The sequence below is a fragment of the Candidatus Zixiibacteriota bacterium genome (assembly GCA_040756055.1).
Classification (GTDB): domain Bacteria; phylum Zixibacteria; class MSB-5A5; order GN15; family FEB-12.
The window spans coordinates 105,596-127,635 of the sequence record JBFLZR010000008.1; the positions used below are offsets into that span (position 1 = coordinate 105,596).

Genomic DNA, 22,040 nt, shown 5'->3' on the forward strand with positions numbered 1-22,040 from the left:
AATGAAAAGATATTTACCTTTGCTGGCAGTTCTTGTCGTAGGTATCGGTGGTTGCGATCGTACCATAGAGTCAAAGGATCCTGTCAGGTCGGTGCCAGAGGCTACGCCGGTGCCATACGATGTGGAGGTATTCATCAATACGGAGACGGTTGATCTCCAATGGAAAGTCTCGGACAGTTCGAATATAGCCCGCTATCGCATTTATGTGGCTGATATCGAGCCGGTGGATTTCAGGATTCACGATTCTTCTTCCAATACGAGCGCGACTTTGAGTAATCTGGTAATCAACCGTCTTTACTACTTCAAAATAGCATCTGTCTCCCGCGAGGGTATTGAAGGTGAATCCTCAATTGCTTTGCCGCTGACTCTCGGACGGTCTTCGATTACGATTAATTCCGACGCCGAGTTCACCAACAGTCGCAGTGTGCGTATCCAGGTGAACACGTCGGCTACTGCGGCTCAGGTGATACTCTCTGAGGAGGCCGACTTCTCGGGATCTGAGTTTGTGGCTTTTGCCCCCGAGCGCACCTATACGCTTTCTGAGGGCGACGGCGCAAAAACGGTCTATGCCCGGCTGGTGTATGCTGATGGTTCGGAGTCGAGTGAGGTTTTATCCGATGATATTATTCTGGACACTCGGGCTGAGATAAGCTCCGTTTTTTATGCTCCGACCGGCAGCGTATTTTCAGCGGGGCAGACAATTACGTTTGGTCTGGATGCCGGTGAACTCTCGGGTCGGGCCACTGTGTCGTTTACCGGTGTCAGTGGTTTGAGATTGTACGACGATGGCACGGACGGGGACGATACGGCCGATGATGGTGTTTATCATGGCCAGTATGTGGTGCCGGTTGGCAGCAATCTTTTTGAGGCGGTGGTCACCGGTAATTTCACCGATGCCGCGGGCAATTCCGCCGTAGCGGTTCGAGGCGAGCAACTGCTGAGTATCAATACTCCCCCTGATGCGGTTGAAATCGTTCTGGTGGCGGGAGTTGACTCCGTTCGTTTTCAGTGGACTCGTAGTGAAGAAGACGATTTCGCGTCTTATCAGATTTATTCGGCGGCAAATTCAAGCGTCGACCTGGCCGATACGAGGGTAGCCATTATCAATGCGGTCGAGCCGCCTTCACCCTGGTACGCGGTCGCGGCTCCGGCTGTTAACACTTATTATCGAGTCTATGTTTTTGATCAGCATGGTGCATCGACCGGTTCCAACGTGGTGCTCTTCGAGCCATAGGACAGGGTTGTGCGCTTATTAGACTCGATCAACTATTTCCTATCGCTTTTCCTGGAGACGCTATCGCAGGTCAAGCGGGGCCGAATATGGTCGCTTCTGCTCGCCTATTTCGCTCTCCAGTGGCTGGTACTTTTCGCTCACGACAGGTTTTATTCCCCGGCCTTTTTCGGGGTTATCCATTTGTGGGTGAACGCGATCGACTCGCAGAACGCCGTTGGCTTTATGCATTATCCCGGACATTTCGCTGTCCTGCCGTATTTCTTCGGTTGGGCCAAGTTCGTGGTTTCGGCGTTGCTTGAAGGGTCTGTTCTGGGGGCGGTTTCAATATTGTTTTATCGCGGGCTCCCCGGCGACAACGCTCGCCCTAAAGTTAATTCTGCGCAGATGCCATTTTTGTGGCTTCAATTGACGCTGGCATGGCTGGCCATTAATGGTTTAATCTTGCTGGCGAATTTATACCTGCCGGCTTTGCTGAGTCCTCTACTGACAAATTCACCACGCCGGATCATCGTGTTTCAGTATCTGTTTATGCCCGGGCTTTATATCGTGATAGTGGCCCTTTTCTACTTCTCCATATCATACTGCGCCTTATATGGCGCCAGTGTCTGGACGGCTTTGAAACGATCTCTTCAGATTTTCTGGAATCGTCCTATTATGTGCTTGTGCCTGGCTGCCGTTATTCTGGCAGCTCCCGTGCTCATGTCAATTATTGGCCAGCAACAAAACATCATTATTAATAAGTTCTATCCTGAACTCATGTACTGGGTCCTGGTAGTCGGTCTTGCGGTGGACGCTGTCGTGTATTTTTTCTGGATGGGCACTGCCGTGCGTTTCTTGTCGGACCAGGAATAATCCAAACGATATACCAAATTGAAACAGTCTGAGGCCTTCGGACCTTTAATCTGTAAATTTTGTGCAAAAGGATGACGGGGACTGTTTCATAATTAAATCGTCCCGCGATTGCGTTGTCCGGATTACCGAATGGGACCGTTACACCGTAGTCTGCTGGTGATTCGGTCGAACCTGCTTCAAGCGACTTTTCTTAACAAAATCAGCCATTTACGTCAAAATTTGTCTATAAAAAATACAGCAAACGCCGATATAAAAGGTGAATACCCTAAGGACGAAAAAGCGCATGAAAAATATACTACTGGTTGACGACGATAAAGACTTATCGCAATCACTGGCTAACCTGTTTGATCCGGACAAGTTCAATTTCGACTTCCTCGACGATGGCTTGGAAGTGGGTGAATATGTACGTGCTCATGACAATGTAGATCTGGTGATGCTCGATGTGAATCTTCCTTCCCTTTCCGGTCTTGATGTTCTTAAACAAATCAAACAGATCAGAAACGAACTTCCCGTAATAGTCATTTCGGGATTCGTTTCCACCGAGAACGCCATCGAGGCTATGAGAGAGGGTGCCTTTGAGTATTTGACGAAACCTTTTGAGATTCAGAAGCTCATTGATATGGTCAACAAGGCTTGTGGTTATTCTGCCAGACCGCGTCCGGTTGTTGCGGTACCGTCGGCACACGGTGACCATGAGGTGGGCGAGATAATGGGTCAATCGCCCGAGATAGTCGAGATTGCCAAACTGATCGGACAGGTCGCCAAAACAGACGCGGCCGTCCTTATTTTTGGCGAGTCCGGCACAGGTAAAGAGCTTGTGGCCAGGGCTATCCACCGAAATTCCAACCGCAGGAGCAATTCCTTTTTATCGGTCAATTGCGCCGCTCTCCCGGAAACGCTGTTGGAATCCGAGCTTTTCGGTCACGAAAAAGGCGCTTTCACCGGAGCCTATTTCAAGCGAATCGGCAAATTCGAGCAGGCACACGGGGGCACCCTTTTCCTCGACGAAATCGGCGACATGTCGATGCTGACGCAATCGAAGCTTTTGAGGGTGCTTCAGGAGAAGCAGTTTGAGAGGGTCGGCGGCAACGAGTCGATTTCCACCGATGTCCGAATAATCGCCGCCACCAACAAGTCACTCGTACAGTGCATGAAAGAGGGTTCTTTCAGAGTAGATCTGTTTTATCGTCTCAAGGTTGTATCCGTTTACATCCCGCCGCTTCGTGAGCGCAAGGGTGATGTGCCTCTGCTTGTCGATCACTTTACCGAGAAATTCGCCAATCAGCTGCAAGTTCAGCCGAAAAAGGTCTCCAAAAAGGCGATGCAGATTCTCACGAAATATCATTGGCCGGGCAACGTGAGGGAACTCGAGAACAACATCCACACCGCTATGGTGATGTCCAAGAGCGAGACGCTTCAGCCCGAGGATCTGCCCATTTTCTCAGAGGATAACGGGAGGCTCGAGATCGACATCGATGTCCTTAAAGACGATTACACCGAAACCTTCAAAAAGATCATCGATCCGGTTATGGCCAAGCTGATTAGCAGTTCACCGGGGCAGATATACCAGTTCATGGAATCGGCCTTCGAACGAGCTATCATTTCTTCATGTCTGAGACATTTTGACGGTAACCAGGTGAAAACGGCTGAGACCCTGGGAATCTCACGAAATACGCTCAGGGACCGTATTGCCCGGTATAACTTGTACTGATCCGGTCGAACCGAACCAACCGACTTTTTTTACATTTGTGATTTCGCGGACATCCGTCCGGCTTTATATTCATCGTCATGAAGATATGCCATGTCTCCGATAGTCATCTGGGGGCGGGGGAGAATCACCCGCGGCGTGGCGAGTCCGGGCTGACCCTTCGGCAGGAGGATATTATCGACAGCTTCACCCGGGCCGTTGATGCTATTATTGCCTTGCGACCTGATTTGTGTATACACTCCGGTGACCTTTTTCATACGGTGCGTCCGTCCAACCGGATAATGGCTTTGGCGGGAGAGCAACTTTATCGACTCGCCGAAGAGAACTCAATTCCCACAGTTATTATCAGCGGAAATCACGATGCTCCCAAACAGCCGCACATCGGCGCGGCTCTTGACGTTTTTGAGTATATTGACAATCTTCATATAGCGGCCGGTACGCAGCTTAAGGCATTTCAAATCGGTCAGGCGAAGATACTGGCTTTGCCGCACTGCCTTACGGCTCAGTCTTTAAAGGAGCAGCTCGTACTGTGCCGTCCCGATCCGGATTTCAAGTACAACATACTCGTACTCCACGGTGTTGTTGCCGGAATGCCGGAGTTCTCGATGGCGGATCTCGGCGAACAGGAATTTCCGGTGGAACTGATGGAGCGGTTCGACTATGTCGCCCTGGGGCACTATCACAACCAAACACAGGTTGCGTCGAGAGCGTGGTACGCCGGCTCCACCGACCGCCTTTCTCAGGCCGAGAGAGATGTCGCCAAGGGATTTGCCGAGATTCATCTGGAGCCTTTTGAGGTTTTATTTCATGCCGTGCGATGCCGGGATATGGTCAGCCTGGATGTTATCGATGCCTCGGGCATGAGAGGGGATCAGCTGGCGGCCATTATACAGGAAAAAGTCAGCCGGCTGGACAGCAGGGATAAAATTGTGCGACTGAAAATTGAGGGGGTGTCGGAGGAATCTCTCAAGACCTTGCCTGTGGGTGTGATCTCTTCGCTCAAGCAAAAATCCTTTTCGCTCGACATAGCGTTTGAGAAAGAGAAGTCAGATGATGCGGCGGCATCGTTTGGAAGATCCGCGATCGGACGGCTCGACGAGGGCTTTGTGAAATTCTTGGATACGGTTGATCTCAAAGGATTTGACAAGGAATGGCTCAGGACGGAAGGCCTCAAATATCTCTCTTCAGAGGATTAAAAAAAGCCGACTCTCGGGCCGGCCTTTTTTTCTATCTCTTTGGATCAATAATCCATGAAGGGCAGGAGCTCCAATCCGTGCAGCAGTACGATGAACACCGCTATTGGCGTTACGTATCTCAGGACAAAAATGAGCCCCTTGTAGAGAGGACCTTTTCTGCCGAGCTCCGCGACTTTGTCGGACTCTTTCATAACCCAGGCAGCGAACAAACAGGTGAAAAGGCCGCCGATGGGGAGCATATAGTTGGTGCTGATGAAGTCGAAGATGTCGAAGAAGCCCTGCTCGCGCCCCCTGAACGGGACTGTAATTGCGGCTATCGCTGACAACAAGCCCAGCGCCCAGATGATACCGCCCATAAGGAGAGTGGCTTTGTGCCTGCTCCAGCCGCGTTCATCGATAAAATACGCGACGACAACCTCAAGCAGGCTTATGCCGGACGTAAGTGCGGCAAAAGTGAGAAGAACGAAGAAGGGCACGGATACCAAGGGTCCTGTCTGAGCGAACAATACCGGCAGAGTTTTAAAAATAAGCCCAGGTCCTGCGGCGGGGTCGGTTTGGTAATTGAACACCAGAGAGTATATAGCCACACCGGCAATCAGCGCAACAACCGTATCCAGCACAGAGACGACGACAGCGTCGCGCGTAATGCTCTCATCTCTTCGCATATAGCTGCCATATGTCAGCATGGCTCCCATACCCAGTGACAACGTGAAGAAGGCATGACCGAGAGCTGACAAGACTGCCTCGGCGGAGAGTTTGTGAAAATCAGGTTTGAAGAGAAAGTCAATCGCCTTGCCCCCGCCGTGAGTAAAAAACAATCCGTAAAACATAAGGCCGAGCAAAATCAGAAATAGCGATGGCATCAGGATTTTGGACCATCGTTCAATACCGCGCTGGACACCACCAATGACGATACCGATACACAGCACCATGAAGACAGTGTGCCAGAGGATGGAAGCGAAGGGGTGATTCACCAGTGATTCGAAGCCGGCTTGAATTTGCTCGGGAGTACCGCTGAATCCGGCGAATGATTTGAAAATGTATGCCATGGCCCAGCCGGCCACCACCGAGTAAAAGGATAGTATCACGAATCCCGATGCTACTCCCAGCCATCCCGTCATCTGCCAGGGGGAGGAAGGTTTGTGCAGGGCCTTGAAGGCTCCTACGGGGTTTTTCATTGAGTGTCGGCCGATCATCAGTTCAGCCATCATCAACGGCAGTCCGACTATAACAACGCATCCCAGATACACCAGTACAAAAGCAGCACCCCCGTACACACCTGTTATATAGGGGAATTTCCAGATGTTTCCCAATCCGATTGCCGAGCCGCTGGCAGCCAGAATAAAGCCTAGTCGACTGCCCCAGTTTCCCCTGGTAGATTGTTCGCCTGAAATAAACCCGCTTGATTCCGAGCTGATCGACATTAGAAAGTCTCCCGTTTGTGAATATGTATAGAACTAATCACCTGTTTTTCACCGTCGAAAGCGCCGCAACCGCAAGCAGCACTTCACCAAACAACGCCTCATCAGATAATGTGTCAAGTAATAATATCCCAATGAAACCTTTGTTGATTTCGTTAGTAGATAGATAAATATAGAGGGTCTTTTTTTATTTGACGGCGTAAATACGAAAAACTAATTTGGCTCAGTTAATTTTTTTGAACCATTAGACAGGGGAAACCTCATGAAGAAAGTCCTTGTAGTTGTTGGCAGTATCTTGCTATTGACATCGGTTAGTGGTTTCGGGTTTGAAGCGGCCGGTTCAGCGTTCGGCGGTCTGAGCACGGCCAGCACGCTTGGCATGGGAACCGGTAACTTTGGCTTGGCGGTTGGTCTGGCTGATGCTACTTCGTTCAGCGGATATTTCAACTATGGCCTCTCAGCGCACACTGATGGCAGGATTAAAATCGGGCTCATTGACTACGACGGCGCTGATACGGAGTTGGCCCTCGGCGCGGATTTCAAATATCAGATAGTCAGTGTCGATGGAGCCGGCAGCGGGCCGTTCGATATGGCGGTCGGCGGATTTGGTGAGTATTACGATGTCGGTCCGTTCTCCGTCGTGCAGCTTGGCGGCCATTACACTGGCTCCTATCCCGTCAGGCTGAAAAGCGGGGGAACGCTGACGCCGTATGGTCGTTTCAACGTCAGGGTTGAAGTAGTGGATTATGACGTTTTCGATGAATCCGATTCGAACCTTGAGATCGGATTGAATGCCGGAGTGCATTGGCAAGTCAACAGGAACATAGGCTTCTTCGGTGAATTCCAAATCGATGGCAACGATGGTCTCTTTCTCGGGATAGAATTCGGTGCGCTCTAAGGCGAACCTGCGTTCACCCGATCTGGGTAGTCAAATTGCGAGGATGGCGGTGTGATGTCTTATTTCGACGCCGCCATACTTGGTATTCTACAGGGACTCACCGAGTTCTTACCGGTGTCATCCTCGGGGCATCTTGTGCTCGCTCAAGCCATCCTCGGAGTGAAACAATCCGGTGTGTCTTTTGAGGTCCTGGTACACCTCGGTTCTCTGCTGGCGGTGCTGGTATATTTCCGAAGCCGCATATTCAGATTAGTCAAAAGTCTTTTCGATAACGGGATGGTCGCTGAGCGGAAGATTGTGTTGGGTTTGATTGTCGCCACCCTTCCGGCGGTTATCGCCGCTCTTTTGTTTAAGGACTTTTTTGAAGCCGCGTTTTCCAATCCGCTGATGACATCGATTATGCTCTTCGTCACGGGTATCATCTTGATCTCCACGGTGCTGGTAAAGAAGCGGAGTGGGGTGGTAACGATTCCAAAGGCGCTGCTGATGGGGATTGGACAGGCGGTGGCTATTATACCGGGTATTTCTCGCTCCGGGACCACAATCGCCACTGGCATAATGGCGGGAGTGGAACCGGCGGTCGCTGCAGAGTTCTCGTTCCTGCTTTCCATACCGGCCATTCTTGGCGCGGTTGTCTTCAAATCGAGAGATCTTCTGGCCTTGGAACCATCCTTGATGCCGCAATATGTACTGGGAATGATTACAACTTTCGTAGCGTCGTTGTTTGCCGTTTACGCGGTTCTGGCGGTAATCAAGAGAGGGAAATTTGTCCTCTTTGGTTATTATTGTTTTGCTGCCGGTGCTCTCGGTTTGTATCTTTTCCTTTAGATGAAACAGAATATCCTCGTTATACGTCTCGGCTCGCTGGGTGATATTGTTCTTACCTCGGCCGCGCTGGTCAATCTGAAAATAAAATATCCTCGCTCTCACCTGACCTTCCTTTGCAAAGAAAAGTATGCCGAGGTGGTTGGGTGTATGGGTACCGTTGATGAAATCCGCGCCGTACCCGATAATGTTGGTCTGCCCGCGTATGTGCGGCTTCTGATGCAGCTCGACAAGCGCAATTACAATTTCGTCATCGATCTCCACGGTAATGCGCGTTCCTGGATGGCACGGGAGGCTGTAACGGCCGATCGAACGGTACGGTATCCCAAGCGGCGGCTTGAGCGCATTCTGGCTGTCAAGGGCAGGTCACTGCCGGTGTCCTGGCCGCATACTATCGACCTTTATAATGAAGCGGTTATTGAGGCCGGCGGCGCTGCCTTCTGCCGGCGGCCGATCATGTCTGTTCCGGGAGTCGTTGATGGCGAAAAACTCGAATCCCCACAATTGTCCCGGCATGATTACGTCGTGGTGGCACCGGGCGCCGCGCACGAGAACAAACGCTGGCCTATAGAGAGGTTTGTCGAAACGGCAGTGGAGCTTCATCGCCATCGAGGCGTTTCGATTGTCTGGATGGTTACCGGGTCTGATAGAGAGAAAGAATCGCCCAGAGCCAGGATACCTACGCGGAATTTCTATGAGGCGGTTGATTGTTCGTTTGCCGAAGTGTTAAGGATATTGTCGGGAGCTGCTTTGACGATAGCAAATGACTCCGGTATTGCTCATGCTTCATCAGCCGTAGGAGTGCCGGTAATCGCCATTTTCGGGCCTACCCATCCAACGCTCGGTTTTGCTCCCCGGGGGATGTATGACCGTGTGATGCAAGTTGACGAATACTGCCGACCATGTTCGCTGCACGGTAAGAAGCCTTGCTATCGCGATAAAAGACACTGTTTCGAACGGATTAGCGCCGAGATGGTCGTCGCTGAAGCGTCCGAGATTCACCACCGGAGACTTGGGGAAGCAAAGGCTGTATTTGTTGATCGTGACGGTACGATTATTCGCGATAAGAATTTTCTTTCGGATCCCGACGATATTGAATTCGAGACAGGATCTGTGGAAGGCCTTAGGATACTAGAACAGGCTGGATTTAAATTAGTCATCGTTTCCAATCAGTCGGGTGTGGCGAGGGGCTTTTTTGGCGCGGAGACGGTGGACAGGGTAAATGGTCGGTTACTGGAGATGCTGGCAGCGGGACATGTAGATATCGCGTCGGTGCAGTACTGTCCTCATCATCCGATGGGTAGCGTAAATCGGTACGCGATCAAGTGTGAATGCCGCAAGCCGGGCGCAGCGATGGCGGAGGATGCCGCCCATCAGCTTGGCATCAATATCCGTAAATCTTATGTGATTGGCGACAAGCTGGACGATGTCAATTTTGGCCGGGTGGTGGGGGCGCAGCCTATTATGGTGAAAACGGGTTACGGGATAACTCAGGCGGCGGATCTGGAAGGCCCTGCCTTCTACCGGGGAGTTCCGGTTGTCGCCAATCTTTTGGAGGCGGCGCGGATGATTGTGTCGCGAAAATGAAATGATTAAAACGGCTCAATATTTCGACAAGGATGGTCAGGCCGGAGTGGTGTGCCGGCTCTGTCCCGCCGAGTGTCATCTTCAGCCCGGCAAGGCCGGTATCTGCCGCAACAGGTTCAATCAGGATGGTATGCTGGTCACGGACAATTACGGTGAACTGGTGACTATCGCTATTGACCCGATCGAGAAAAAGCCGCTTTATCATTTCTATCCGGGTAGAGATATTCTGTCCACCGGACCGAACGGATGTAACCTCGGGTGTGTTCACTGCCAGAACTGGACCATCTCACAGAAGAAAGTGCAGACATCATATGTGGCGCCCGCCGAACTGGTCCAGACGGCTCGTCAGCATGGATCGATGGGTATTGCATTTACTTACACTGAGCCGCTGATATGGTTTGAGTACATTATGGATGTCGCTCCGCTGCTTCGGGATCAGGATATGAAGGTGGTGCTGGTGTCCAATGGGTATATCAATGAGAAGCCGCTGAGGGAGCTCCTGCCGATGGTGGATGCCGCGAATATCGATTTGAAGGGAATCAGTCCGGAGTTTTACGCAAAGTACTGCAAGGGGAAGCTCCAGCCGGTGCTCGATACCATAAGGATAATGTCTGAGGCGGGGGTGCATCTGGAGCTGACGAATCTGATTATTCCGGGTCAGAATGACTCCGATGAAGATTTGAAAGGTATTGCCGATTTCGTGGCTTCGGTGAATGATTCGATCCCTCTTCACTTCTCCGCGTATCATCCTGATTACAAGGCATCGGCTCCGGCGACGCCGCTGGAGACAATGTTGAAGGCGAGGGAGATAGCGTTGTCGCGGCTCAAATATGTCTATGTTGGCAATATTGTGACCGAAAGCGGCTCCAACACGTATTGCCCCGGCTGTGGAGCACTTCTGATAGAGAGAAGCCATTATTTTACGTCGATAAGGGCGCTTTCCGGCTCTAAGTGCGAAGCCTGTGGATTTGACACGGGCATAATTCAGTAGTGGGCTTCGGCGGCCGATATTAAGTACATGGCCGGTGAAGCGGCGGAGCCCGGCTGCAAGTTGGATATTTCCGGAACTTGAATCGTCTGTTATGGTGTTAAAATATATAGACACAAAAGAGTTACCCGCGCGAAGGGTCAGGTCCGTAATGAAAGCTTTCCGGCCGAAGCTGCCGTATAATTCGCTAAAACTGCTTGTCATCTGTGTACTTATCCTTGCTGCCGGTTCGGGTTCGGTTAAGGCCCAGTTTTATTTCGGCAAGAATAAGGTCCAGTATACCGAGTTCGACTGGCAGGTTATGACCACGGAGCATTTTCGGATATACTTTTATTCCGAGGAGTCCGAGGTGGCGGCGGTGGCCGCAAAATCTGCGGAAGATTCTTATCGCAAGCTGGCGGCCAAATTCAATCATGAAGTACCACATCTAATTCCCCTTATCATTTACTCGACCCCGGGATATTTCTCGCAGACCAACACCACGCCCTACTTGCTGCCGGAAGGGGTGGCCGGTTTTACCGAATTCATGAAGGGCAGGGTGGTGGTGCCGTTTCACGGTTCCTATCATGATTTCGATCATGTGATTCGTCACGAGCTGGTGCACGTTTTCACGCTCTCCAAGCTCGGCGAGGTGGTGTCGCGCCGCGCCAGGATTCGCTACACCTATCCACCGCTCTGGTTTACCGAGGGCATCGCGGAGTTCTGGTCGAAAGACTGGGACACCGAGGCCGACATGGTGGTAAAGGACATGGTGCTCAACGGCATGCTCTTTACGATCCCGAATATGTACCAGGTGAACGGGACATTTTATATGTACAAGCTGGGCGAGTCTATCTGTCAATTCATTGATTCCACTTATGGTTCGGACAAGCTCACCCTGATATTCGAGAACTGGTACAAGGGGCGGACGTTCGATGATGTGGTCAAGATGACCCTTGGTGATGATCTCAAGGAGCTTTCGCGCAAGTGGGAATACAGTCTTAAGAAGAAATACTATCCGGAGCTTGACAGCCTGGGGCTGCCGGATATGGAATCCATTAATGTAACCAAAGACGGGTATAACGTTGAGGCGGCTCCGATAGTCTGGGATGATGGCTCCGGCAAGCGCGACTGGATCGTTTTCAAGGCGAACCGGATGGGTTATTCGGCGATTTATATGAAGCCGGCCGATGACGGCCGCAACGGGGAGCCGGGCAAGCATGTCAAGACGCTGGTGAAAGGGGAGCGATCGTCGAATTACGAATCGCTGCATTTGCTTCGTTCCGGTATCGATGCCACGGATTCCGGGTTGATTGTCTTTTCCTCGAAATCGAAAGAGAAAGATGTTCTCTATCTTTATGATCTGAATGAGGGCAAGGTAACCAAGCGATATGAGCTTGAGGAGCTGGTGGCGGCGCGTTCGCCGAGGTTTTCGCCCGATGGCCGCAAGGTTGTGTTCTCCGGCAGCCGCAAGAACGGCACGACGGACTTGTATATACTGGATATGACGGATGGGTCCTACTGGGCCGTTACTTATGATTTCTATTTCGATACCGACCCGGCTTTCACACCCGACGGATCGGCGATCGTGTTCTCGTCGGATCGTTCGCGCGATGGTCCGCGCGGCGGGCTCAATCTGTTTCGAGTCAGTCTTGATGATGGCATTATCAAACAGCTCACGTATGGTTTCCACATGGATCAGTCGCCGGAGTGCACCGAAGACGGTGTCTATTTCTCCTCCGACAGGGACGGTACTTTCAACCTTTTTTCCCTTAGCAATGATGGTGTTTTGACGAAACAGTCGGAGTATGCCACCGCGGCGCTCGACCCGAGAGTCACCTCTGACGGCAGGAAGTTGATCTACACCGGTTACCAGAAATTGGGTTTCCAGATTTTCACTATGGATGTGCCGGAGAAAGAGAAAGTAATCGAGAGGGAACCGTCTTACAGCCTGGAGTCGTGGCAGCCGAAGAAAATCGACGGCAAGTACCGTCAGGCATCGCTTAGGTACGACACCGACTATTCGCTCGACATAGCGCAATCGTCGATCGGCTATGATCCCGTTTATGGTTCTATCGGCGGGCTGCAGCTGGCGATGTCCGATGTGCTGGGGAACCACTCGTTGTATTTCCTGCTCACCAACACGGCCACCGATAAGGATGATTTTTTGGAATCGTTCAATGTGGGCGTGACCTATCTGAACCGGGAGAGACGTTTGAACTGGGGTATCGGCGGCTTTCATCTGTTCGACGAGTATTATAATGATTACGACGGTTACTATTTCGAGCGGCAGGCGGGAGGTATCGCGCTTCTGAGCTATCCGTTCTCGAAATTCCACCGGATTGATTTTACGACGCTGGGGCGTTATTCGAATCGCGAGAAAGCGTTCGGGCTGACCAATAGAGAGAAGTTTCTGTTTACGAACTACGTGAGTTGGATATACGATAACTCCCTCTGGGATTTTACCGGGCCGATTGAAGGACGAAGGTATAATTTCTCGGTGGGCATAACGACCTCGGTGGGGGATCTCAGGACTTTCAGCCGTCAGGCCTCGGTTGACCTTCGTCATTATTTCCGTATGGGTAAGTATTCGGCTTTCGCCAGTCGGTTGTTTGCTTTCAGCAGCACGGGAGAGGAGCCGCAGCGGATTTATTTCGGCGGAAGCTGGTCGTTCAGAGGATTTGACCGCCGGTATTTCTATAACCGGAATATACTTTTTGCCTCTCATGAACTTCGTTTCCCGCTCATCGATAATTTGCTTATTGGTTTCCCGTTTGGCGGACTTGGCTTCAGGGGCATAAGGGGCGCGATTTTCTTCGATACCGGCTCAGCCTGGGATGACGAATTCGACCAGTTTCTCGGGTCATTCGGCGGCGGGTTCAGGGTGTCGCTGGGATACCTGGTGGTGCTTCGGTTCGACTTCAGCCGAACGACGGATTTCGAGACGATCAGTCCGAGCACCGACTTTGACTTTTTCTTCGGGTGGAATTTCTGATGAAAAGCAGAATACTTATAGCTGCCGTTGCGTCGCTGACACTGGTATCGCTGGTCGGATGCGCCAGTAAGTATCGTCTCGAGCGGTTCAAGGTGCAGGAGGGTGCCCAGTGGCCGTATCATCGGGGGGACGCCCAGTCGACCGGTTCTGTGTTGGAGGGGGCGTTTGATGGTAAGCTCGATGTTATATGGGAATACAGATCCAACGACAAGCCGGCCGGCCCCCTGACTGTCTATCACAACCGACTGATTTATCCGGGTGCCCGTCACAAGATCAAATTTATCGATATGGAAACGGGGCATTTCGAGGGTCAGATTAAATCCGGTGGGAATCCGCAGACCGGTGTGGTGGTGGCGGACTCGCTGGCCTATTTCGCAATTTCGCCCCGAACCAACCTTCTCAAGTGTGTCAATCTGAGGAACGGCGACATTATCTGGGAGAGGCCATTCGTTAATGCTTCCAATGGAGGTTTGCTGGTCGACGATTTGCTGGTTATCGGTTCCAGTATTGGTGATTTGATGGCGCTGAGTCAGCTCAGCGGTGAGGTAAAATGGCGTTTTCTGGCTGATATGCCGCTGGCTGTGGCGCCCACGTTTGCGATGGGGAAGATTTTTCAGCCGGGGGGTAACGGAATGTTGTTCGCGCTGTCGCCACTGAGCGGGAAGCTTGTGTGGAAGGTCAAACTGGAGAATGCTATCGCGGCTGCGGTGTCGGCCGGGGAGTTTGTTTACGCGGGGGACCTTGATGGCTTCGTGTATGCCATTAATTCTGACGACGGTTCGATAGTGTGGAAACGTCAGGTGGGCGGCCCGGTGTGGACTTCGCCGGCCGTGGCCGAAGGACGGATATTTGTCGGGCATTCGGGGGGGGAGATGGTGGCGCTGGATGCTATCAGCGGCGAGATTATCTGGAGATTCGATGCTGCCGATGTTGTCAGGTCGTCGGCTGTCGTTGTAGGCGGGTATGTTGTTTTTGGCAATGCCAGCGGGATGTTGTTTTCTCTGGACGCATTGACTGGCAGGCTGGTCGAGGAGCGTCAGCTTGACGGTCCCATTGTTGCTGCTCCTGTGACCAATGGTCAGAATGTGGTTGTGGCGACCGATGAGGGGTTGGTTGTGTGTCTGGGCGATGCTCCACAGGAGCCGCAGGCGCAGGTGTCTGACGGGGATTGAGTCTTTCGTATTTATTTCTTCAGGAATCATTTGTAATTTCATAGCGTTAGGGCTTTTAGGCGGATTTGGGTTCGTTTCGTTAATTTTATGATTCCGACGCGCAGCGGTGCGTTTGATAAATCAAACGCCAACCGATGCGCCAGGTATATTTTTTGATGTCAGGCCCAAACGAGTTTGAGCCTGCCACCCACCGCGTCGGAGTGACAGCAGAGTCCCGGGATGGCAGGAGACTGATCCCGCCCTTGGCGGGACTGCCCTACTTGTACTGCGATCGCGCGGCGGGTTCGAAGACGGACCCGCCCTACAGGGTTTAAGTATATGCCATCCATTTGTGCCCGCTGAATCTTCAGATTCACCGGGTAATCCGGAATTGGGTTTGTTTCGTCATTTTTGTAGGGCCCCCTATTCACGTTATTCTCCTCTAACCTGTTTTCATGGGCATAGTTATCCCCTCTAGCCAAAGCCAATTGGTTGCACATATTCGAAGCAAAGGTTTTTGGGAACAAAGGGCGATCTTCATGCATAACGACCCCGGCCTGGCTTTTTGCCCGGAAGTTGTAGTGAAATTGCCGGGTGGGGATGGTGGTGTGATGGGGATATGTTTATTATCATTATTTGACAAAAGGCTGTTTCTGTGCGTTATTTTTGGTGGAGGTGTAAGTGCGGGAGGTTGAATATTAGGATTCACGATAAGTATCAAGGCAGCAGTTGTTGCGCGGGGATCCCACCGCAATTTCGCGAAGCGCGTGACAGGACGGATGGGTTACCCGGAATCGGAGTCTCGATATCAAACGAAAGAGTTCCATAGCCTAATATGGATTACTGGGTTTTGACCCGGAAGTGGCAGGGGCGGTACCAAATAGACAGCCAGGAAGACGAGGAGAGGTTATGCATTCGCCAGAGCACAAGCGCAAGGAAGCAGAAGACTTATTCAATCGGGGTGTAGCCCTGTATGAAAGTGACAAATATTCCGCGGCAATCGAGATATTCCAGAGTCTGCTGGTAGAATGTGATGACTGTATCGATATGGCGGTAATACTCAGTTGGATAGGATGCTGCTTTCATGAATCGAAGCAATACACGGCAGCGCTAAAACACTTCCAAAAGAGGATTGATCTCGTGGATTGGTCACGACCCAGGCACGGAGATGTATACACGCTGTATAGAATGGCAATGGCGCATGCGTTTCTCGACCAAAACGATAAGGTGCTTGAATGTCTCAATGAAGCGGAACGATACTTCTACGTCTACGAAGAGCCGGAGCCGGGGGCAGAGGAAGGCAACCCGAGATTCGAAATTAAGTTGCTCAAAGGCTACCTGTACACTTGGCAAGATGAGCCGCTGAGAGCAATCAAAGAATTCGAAGCTGCCTACGACTATCTGGAGAGCGGAAGTTTTAAGCGCAGTGAGGACGAGGCGGAAGTACTGTACTGTCTCGGTTTCTCTCACATGGATGCTGACGATCCAGAGAAGGCTGCCGAGTATTTTCAGAAGCTTAATCCGGCACATTTGCATCAAGATCTCCACGAAAGTTACAACGTTTATATGGTGGGGGTCTGTGTTTATCAGCAGAGGTGGGCAGATGCGCTGAAGGATTTCGCCGCGGCAAAACAAATTGGCATCCGCCCAAGTTTGTTGTCGCGGGCCTATGACTTTGCGGGCATGGCGTATTTTCACCTTGGTGATGGGGAGAACGCTAGAGTGTGCTTCGAGACGGCATTGAAGTATGAAGCTCCAGAATGGCTAAAGAATCGCAACCGGGACTACCTGGCGAAGGTGTCTAAGGAAGAGGGTTAGTCCGTAATGGTGCTAGCTCTGCCTATCAATTGAGTGGGTTTCTGAGTAGGGGATTTGGTTGCGGGCAGATGAGGACATCTGCCGCGCACAGAGAGGATTAAATGCGGGAGGATGAATAATGATGATTCCCGATAGGTCTCAAGGTAATAGAGATTGCGCGGGGATCCCACCGCAAGCGGATGGGGTACCCAGGTTGCGGGCAGATGAGGATATCTGCCGCGCACGAATGATAGGAGAATAAACGCAAATAATGTTAGCTCTGCGGATATTGTTTTTAGGATTATTGACTTTAGTAGCTTGCAACGCTCGCGATGTGAGGCACGATGAAGTCGGTTCGGTAAGAATCTCGTACGTCGAGAACTGGTACATGACAACTACATTGCCGCTCAGTTGCCAGCGACTCAAGGACGAATGGCATCCCTACAAGGATACGACGCTCAAAGAGACGGCAGAACTCGAGCGCTGGACGAAGACCATAGGAGGTCTGAAGAAAGTGAAACTCGGGGGAGATTTTGCCGGTGACTGCCGAGTCTGTTGCGAAATTGTGTCGTCGGATGGAAAACTACTACATCAGATCGCTGTGTGGCCCGCGGGTATGACAGTGGATGATACGGTGTATTTTCTCGACAGCGCGTTAATAAGCCTTGTCGCCCATTATCTGCCACGGGGTTATTTTACACATCAAATGGGGAATGGTGACTGGGGTTCTGAATGAAACAAGTATGAGCAGGTCGGAACTTTTGCCCGTCAGGGGCCCGTGTTGCGGGGGAGTTTCGACGACAGACCTTGACTGAAGACCCGGTCAATCTGAAGATTAACCGGGCACAACGCCGGAAGCGTTGTGTGAGTCAGAATCCCACAGTCCCGCCAAAAGCGGGATGGGGCACCCGTAGATCCGCAATCACCTCCCATAATCTGCCATAACCTGCCAAGCATCTGCCAAAGAGGCAATTGAGCTGCCGTGATGGCTGCGCCATAATGCCATTGTGGCAGTATTTCCCATCGCAAATCCTGTCCGAAAATCGTAAGTAATTGTATACAGGCGACTTAGTGATTTTGGCACGGGGTTTGTTTATACATAGGGCGTGGTTAATGAAAACAGAAAAAGCAAAAAATAAAAAATGGAGGTGTTAAAATGACTAACCTGGTAATCAGACCGAACAGAGTCGCCAAGGAAATCGACAGTTTCTTCAATGATTTCTTCAACTACCCCAGTGTTTGGGCCAATGGCGAGGCCGACTTTGTCCCGCGCGTGGACATTATCGAAAGCGACGACCATGTCAAGATGAACTTCGAGGTCCCCGGAATGAACAAGGACGACATCAAGGTCTCAGTCAAGAACAAAGTTCTTTCGGTTAGCGGTGAGCGCAAAGTCGAGAAGGAAGAGAAAAACGACAGCTATGTCCGCAGCGAGATTCGCACCGGTTCATTCTGCCGCTCGTTCACTCTTCCGGAAACAATCGACCCTGACAAGATCAAGGCCGATTACAAGAACGGTATTCTGGAAGTCTCTCTCGCCAAGCGTGAAGAGGTTAAGCCGAAAGAGATCGAAGTGAAGGTGTCGTAAACTAACCAGCAATTCAACGCAATACACGACGGAGCAAATGAGAAAGGCCGGTCAGCATCGACCGGCCTTTTTTCGAAATGACAAGGAAAGGAAGATAGAATGAATAAGATAATCGGAATAGACCTCGGTACGACCAACTCGGTGGTTTCGGTGATCGAAGGAGGCGAGCCGAAAGTTATCGCCAACTCCGAAGGTAACCGCACCACCCCATCGGTGGTCGCTATCGACAAAAACGGTGAGCGGCTGGTTGGCACAGTGGCCAAAAGACAGGCAGTGACCAATCCGCTGAACACGGTGTTTTCGATCAAGCGTCTTATGGGGCGCAAATTCGATGAAGTAAGAGAAGAGATCAAAAACTACCCATATAAAGTCAAGGCCAACGGCTCAGGCGAGGTCGTGGTGGAGATGGGTGGTAAAGACCACACCGCGCAGGAAATCTCGGCGATGGTTCTGGCCAAGATGAAAAAGACAGCCGAAGAGTATCTGGGTCATTCGGTCAGGGAAGCCGTTATCACGGTGCCGGCCTATTTTAATGACCGTCAACGTCAGGCCACCAAAGATGCCGGTAAGATCGCCGGTCTCGAAGTGAAGCGTATTATCAACGAGCCGACGGCGGCAGCGCTGGCGTATGGTCTGGATCAGAAGAAAACCGGCAAGGTGGCGGTGTATGACCTTGGCGGTGGTACGTTTGATATATCGATCCTCGATTTGAACGAGGGTGTGTTCGAGGTTCTTTCCACCAACGGTGATACGCATCTTGGCGGTGATGATTTCGATAAGCGCATTATCGACTGGCTGGTGGATGAGTTCAGGAAATCGGATGGTATCGATTTGTCGAAGGATCCGATGGCCCTGCAGCGTCTGAAAGAGGCGGCGGAGAAAGCCAAGATAGAGCTCAGCTCGACAATGCAGACGGATATCAATCTGCCGTTCGTGACGGCGGATCAGTCGGGTCCGAAGCATTTGAATGTGAAGCTCACCCGGGCGAAATTCGAGCAACTGGTCGATGACCTTCTGGTCCGCAGCATGAAGCCGGTGGAGAAAGCGCTTTCGGACGCCGGGTTGAAGGTTAACCAGGTTGATGATGTCATCCTGGTTGGCGGTATGACCCGCATGCCGAAGGTTGTCGAACTGGTGAAGAATTTCTTCGGGCGCGAGCCGAATCGTTCGGTCAATCCTGATGAGGTGGTCGCTATCGGCGCCGCCATTCAGGGTGGCGTGCTGGCCGGTGACGTCAAGGACGTGCTGCTTCTGGATGTAACCCCGCTATCATTGGGTATCGAGACTCTGGGCGGTGTTATGACGAAGCTGATCGAGCGCAATACGACGATTCCGACGAAGAAGTCGCAGATATTCTCGACAGCATCGGATAACCAGCCGCAGGTGGATATACACGTGCTTCAGGGTGAGCGCGAGATGGCGGTTGATAACAAGACTATTGGAAGGTTTATTCTCGATGGGATTCCACCGGCGCCGCGCGGGATGCCGCAGATTGAGGTGACGTTCGATATCAACGCTGATGGTATCCTTGAGGTATCAGCGAAGGATATGGCGACGGGTAAGTCGCAGAATATCCGCATCGAGGCATCATCGGGCCTCACCGAGAAGGACATCGAGAAGATGGTCAATGACGCCAAGGTGCATGAGGCGGAGGACAAAGAGAAGAAGAAGAAAGTTGAGGCACACAACCAGGCTGACGCGGCCGTGTTCCAGAGCGAGAAACAGCTCAAGGAGTTTGGTGACAAGCTGAGCGCCGATTCCAAGAGCAAGATCGAAGCGGCAATCGGCAGGGTAAAGGAAGCCCTGAAGGGTGATAATGTTTCCGAGATGGAGTCATCGGTAGAGGCCTTAAACCAGATCTGGCAGCAGGCGTCATCGGAGATGTACCAGAACGTGAACCGTCAGCAGCACTCTCAGCCGGGCGCGGACGCGTCGCAGCAAAAGAGTGGGTCGGATGAGAACACGGTTGACGCTGAGTTTGAGGAGATGAAATAGGGGTTGATTAGCGGTGAGTAGGCTCACGCCGCGGCGTGAGCCTACGAGCTAGCCAATCGTTTAAGATAAAGTGAAGGGCGCGCCCGTGTTGGTCGCGTGTGACTGGGCCCCCGCTTTCGCGGGGGTGACTAAGAGGGCGGGGGTGACTAAGGTGCTGAGCTTCTGTGCGCGGCAGATGTCCTCATCTGCCGCGACACAATGTAAAGGTGGTGATACTGAGTGAACGAAGATTATTATAAAATACTTGGTGTGAGCGAGAATGCATCGGCGGACGAGATCAAGAAGGCGTTTCGCACTCTGGCCAAGAAGTATCACCCGGATAAAAACAAAGGGGACAAGCAGGCGGAGGCCAAATTCAAAGAGATCTCGGCCGCCCACGAGGTCCTGTCGGATCCCAAGAAGAAAGCCGAGTACGACACGATGCGTCGCTACGGCGCGTACGCCGGCGCGGGGCAGGGCGGACAGGGGTTCGATCCGAACCAGTTTTCGCAGTTCTGGCAGCGCAAGGGGCCGAACGGCGGGACATTCAGTTTCCGCACCAGCAGCGCCGATGGATTCGGGCAGTTCGAGGACATTTTGTCATCGATCTTCGGCGGGGGTGGGAGTGGATTCGGAGAGTCGCCGTTTGCCGGGCGCAAGGGCGGGCGGCAATCGAAAGCGCCGGATCTGAGCGCGGAGCTTTCTGTTTCGTTTATGGAGGCGGTGAGGGGGGCCTCGCGAGTGGTGAATATCGGTAATACGGGTAAGACGCTGAAGGTCAAGATACCGAAGGGCATTGAGGATGGCGGCAAGATAAGACTGGCGGGGCAGGGACAGCCCGGTTATAATGGACAGGAGAACGGGGATTTAATCATCACGGTGAGAGTTATGCCGGATCAGAATTTCGAGAGAAAAGGACACGATATTTATACCTCGGTGAACATTTCGTTTATCGAGGCTATTAAAGGCACGAAGACGCCTGTAAAAACGCTGACCAAAAGTGTTACTCTGACAGTGCCGGCAGGGACACAGCCGGGCACGAAGATGCGCCTGAAGGGGCAGGGGCTGGCGGTGGGCGGTAATCAGGGTGATTTGTATGTGACAATAAATGTTGAGATACCGAAGAACCTAACCGAAAAGCAGCGCAGGTTGCTGGAGGCGTGGGGGGAGTAGGTGCGGAGGGGAGTTGTCGAAACCTCCGTCTGACGACGGACCCTCATGGGCAGGGGATTTCGACCTACGAGAGAATTGAATGGAACAAATCGTAACGCTCATAATGGTCGGTGGGGTGACGTTGTTTATCTTCGGTGTGTGTGGCTGGGTGATTAAGCAACATTGGATTGATAAGCGGTGGATAAACGAGTCGAGCCGGTTTGTCGGAAGAAACATCCTTGCCGAGATGCAAAACGCAGACGCCCGCGAGAATATCGAACACGTGATTTATCAGGAAGAAGATGAGCGTGAGGAAGATTTCGGGGGAGAGGGGTTGAAGCCGGGTGAGGCGGAGGAAATTGAGATGGAGTATGATGGGGGTGGGGATAGATAGAAGGTGTCGAAATCTCTCCGCCGATGGCGGAGACCCTGACGGGCAGGGGTTTCGACCTACAGGGTTTGGATATTCATCAGGATCCCACCGCAAGCGGTGGGGTACCCGAGTTATGATCCCACAGTCACACTAAGGGCGGTATGGGGTACCCGAGTATCGAGTATCGTCAGTCGGGGTACAAACCCAGAACATAGGTTACAGTTTAGACTCATGACATAGGTAACACTTATAATACGGTACAAATCAAGGAGGATTGGTTGTGCCGTGGAAAGAGAGCTGTGTCATGAACGAACGGATGAAG

At 51.9% G+C, this 22,040-nt stretch carries 17 protein-coding genes; 16 read left to right on the forward strand and 1 reads right to left on the reverse strand.

What is annotated here, in order from left to right; translation table 11 throughout:
• Position 1: 1 nt before the first annotated feature.
• The 4 genes from AB1483_13270 to AB1483_13285 all read left to right on the forward strand — a co-directional run bounded on the left by AB1483_13270 (position 2) and on the right by AB1483_13285 (position 4,990).
• On the forward strand, positions 2-1,234 hold the full coding sequence (locus AB1483_13270) for a fibronectin type III domain-containing protein (protein ID MEW6413420.1): 1,233 nt from the start codon (positions 2-4) through the stop codon (positions 1,232-1,234).
• Between the two features lie 9 nt (positions 1,235-1,243).
• Complete coding sequence (locus tag AB1483_13275) at positions 1,244-2,086, forward strand: hypothetical protein (protein MEW6413421.1); 843 nt, start codon at positions 1,244-1,246, stop codon at positions 2,084-2,086.
• Between the two features lie 283 nt (positions 2,087-2,369).
• Positions 2,370-3,797: a sigma-54 dependent transcriptional regulator gene (locus tag AB1483_13280; protein MEW6413422.1), complete on the forward strand. Its 1,428-nt coding sequence runs from the start codon at positions 2,370-2,372 to the stop codon at positions 3,795-3,797.
• Between the two features lie 77 nt (positions 3,798-3,874).
• A complete protein-coding gene (locus AB1483_13285) occupies positions 3,875-4,990 on the forward strand; it encodes a DNA repair exonuclease (protein MEW6413423.1) in 1,116 nt (371 codons plus the stop codon).
• Positions 4,991-5,034: 44 nt separating this feature from the next.
• On the opposite strand, the gene AB1483_13290 is transcribed toward AB1483_13285, so the two are convergent.
• A complete protein-coding gene (locus tag AB1483_13290) occupies positions 5,035-6,414 on the reverse strand; it encodes a sodium-dependent transporter (protein MEW6413424.1) in 1,380 nt (459 codons plus the stop codon).
• Positions 6,415-6,673: 259 nt separating this feature from the next.
• Between AB1483_13290 and AB1483_13295 the strand changes: the two genes are divergently transcribed.
• From AB1483_13295 to AB1483_13350, 12 genes are all read left to right on the forward strand, one after another.
• Positions 6,674-7,309, forward strand: coding sequence for a hypothetical protein (locus AB1483_13295; protein MEW6413425.1), 636 nt, complete (start codon positions 6,674-6,676; stop codon positions 7,307-7,309).
• Between the two features lie 54 nt (positions 7,310-7,363).
• Complete coding sequence (locus AB1483_13300; protein MEW6413426.1) at positions 7,364-8,137, forward strand: undecaprenyl-diphosphate phosphatase; 774 nt, start codon at positions 7,364-7,366, stop codon at positions 8,135-8,137.
• Positions 8,138-9,721 carry an HAD-IIIA family hydrolase gene (locus AB1483_13305; GenBank protein MEW6413427.1) on the forward strand — a complete coding sequence of 528 codons (1,584 nt, stop codon included), beginning with the start codon at positions 8,138-8,140 and terminating at the stop codon, positions 9,719-9,721.
• A 1-nt stretch (position 9,722) separates the two neighbouring features.
• A complete protein-coding gene (amrS, locus tag AB1483_13310; GenBank protein MEW6413428.1) occupies positions 9,723-10,712 on the forward strand; it encodes an AmmeMemoRadiSam system radical SAM enzyme in 990 nt (329 codons plus the stop codon).
• A 148-nt stretch (positions 10,713-10,860) separates the two neighbouring features.
• On the forward strand, positions 10,861-13,683 hold the full coding sequence (locus tag AB1483_13315) for a hypothetical protein (protein MEW6413429.1): 2,823 nt from the start codon (positions 10,861-10,863) through the stop codon (positions 13,681-13,683).
• Positions 13,683-14,855 carry a PQQ-binding-like beta-propeller repeat protein gene (locus AB1483_13320; protein MEW6413430.1) on the forward strand — a complete coding sequence of 391 codons (1,173 nt, stop codon included), beginning with the start codon at positions 13,683-13,685 and terminating at the stop codon, positions 14,853-14,855. The genes AB1483_13315 and AB1483_13320 overlap by 1 nt, the downstream gene beginning before the upstream one ends.
• A gap of 888 nt (positions 14,856-15,743) precedes the next feature.
• Positions 15,744-16,652 (forward strand): hypothetical protein, encoded by a 909-nt coding sequence (locus tag AB1483_13325; GenBank protein ID MEW6413431.1) that lies wholly within the window; start codon positions 15,744-15,746, stop codon positions 16,650-16,652.
• A 283-nt stretch (positions 16,653-16,935) separates the two neighbouring features.
• Positions 16,936-17,367 carry a hypothetical protein gene (locus AB1483_13330; protein MEW6413432.1) on the forward strand — a complete coding sequence of 144 codons (432 nt, stop codon included), beginning with the start codon at positions 16,936-16,938 and terminating at the stop codon, positions 17,365-17,367.
• Positions 17,368-17,787: 420 nt separating this feature from the next.
• A complete protein-coding gene (locus AB1483_13335; protein MEW6413433.1) occupies positions 17,788-18,219 on the forward strand; it encodes an Hsp20/alpha crystallin family protein in 432 nt (143 codons plus the stop codon).
• A gap of 99 nt (positions 18,220-18,318) precedes the next feature.
• Positions 18,319-20,214 (forward strand): molecular chaperone DnaK, encoded by a 1,896-nt coding sequence (gene dnaK / locus AB1483_13340; protein MEW6413434.1) that lies wholly within the window; start codon positions 18,319-18,321, stop codon positions 20,212-20,214.
• 219 nt (positions 20,215-20,433) lie between these two features.
• Positions 20,434-21,366 carry a DnaJ C-terminal domain-containing protein gene (locus tag AB1483_13345; GenBank protein MEW6413435.1) on the forward strand — a complete coding sequence of 311 codons (933 nt, stop codon included), beginning with the start codon at positions 20,434-20,436 and terminating at the stop codon, positions 21,364-21,366.
• 79 nt (positions 21,367-21,445) lie between these two features.
• Complete coding sequence (locus AB1483_13350; GenBank protein MEW6413436.1) at positions 21,446-21,739, forward strand: hypothetical protein; 294 nt, start codon at positions 21,446-21,448, stop codon at positions 21,737-21,739.
• Positions 21,740-22,040: the final 301 nt, after the last annotated feature.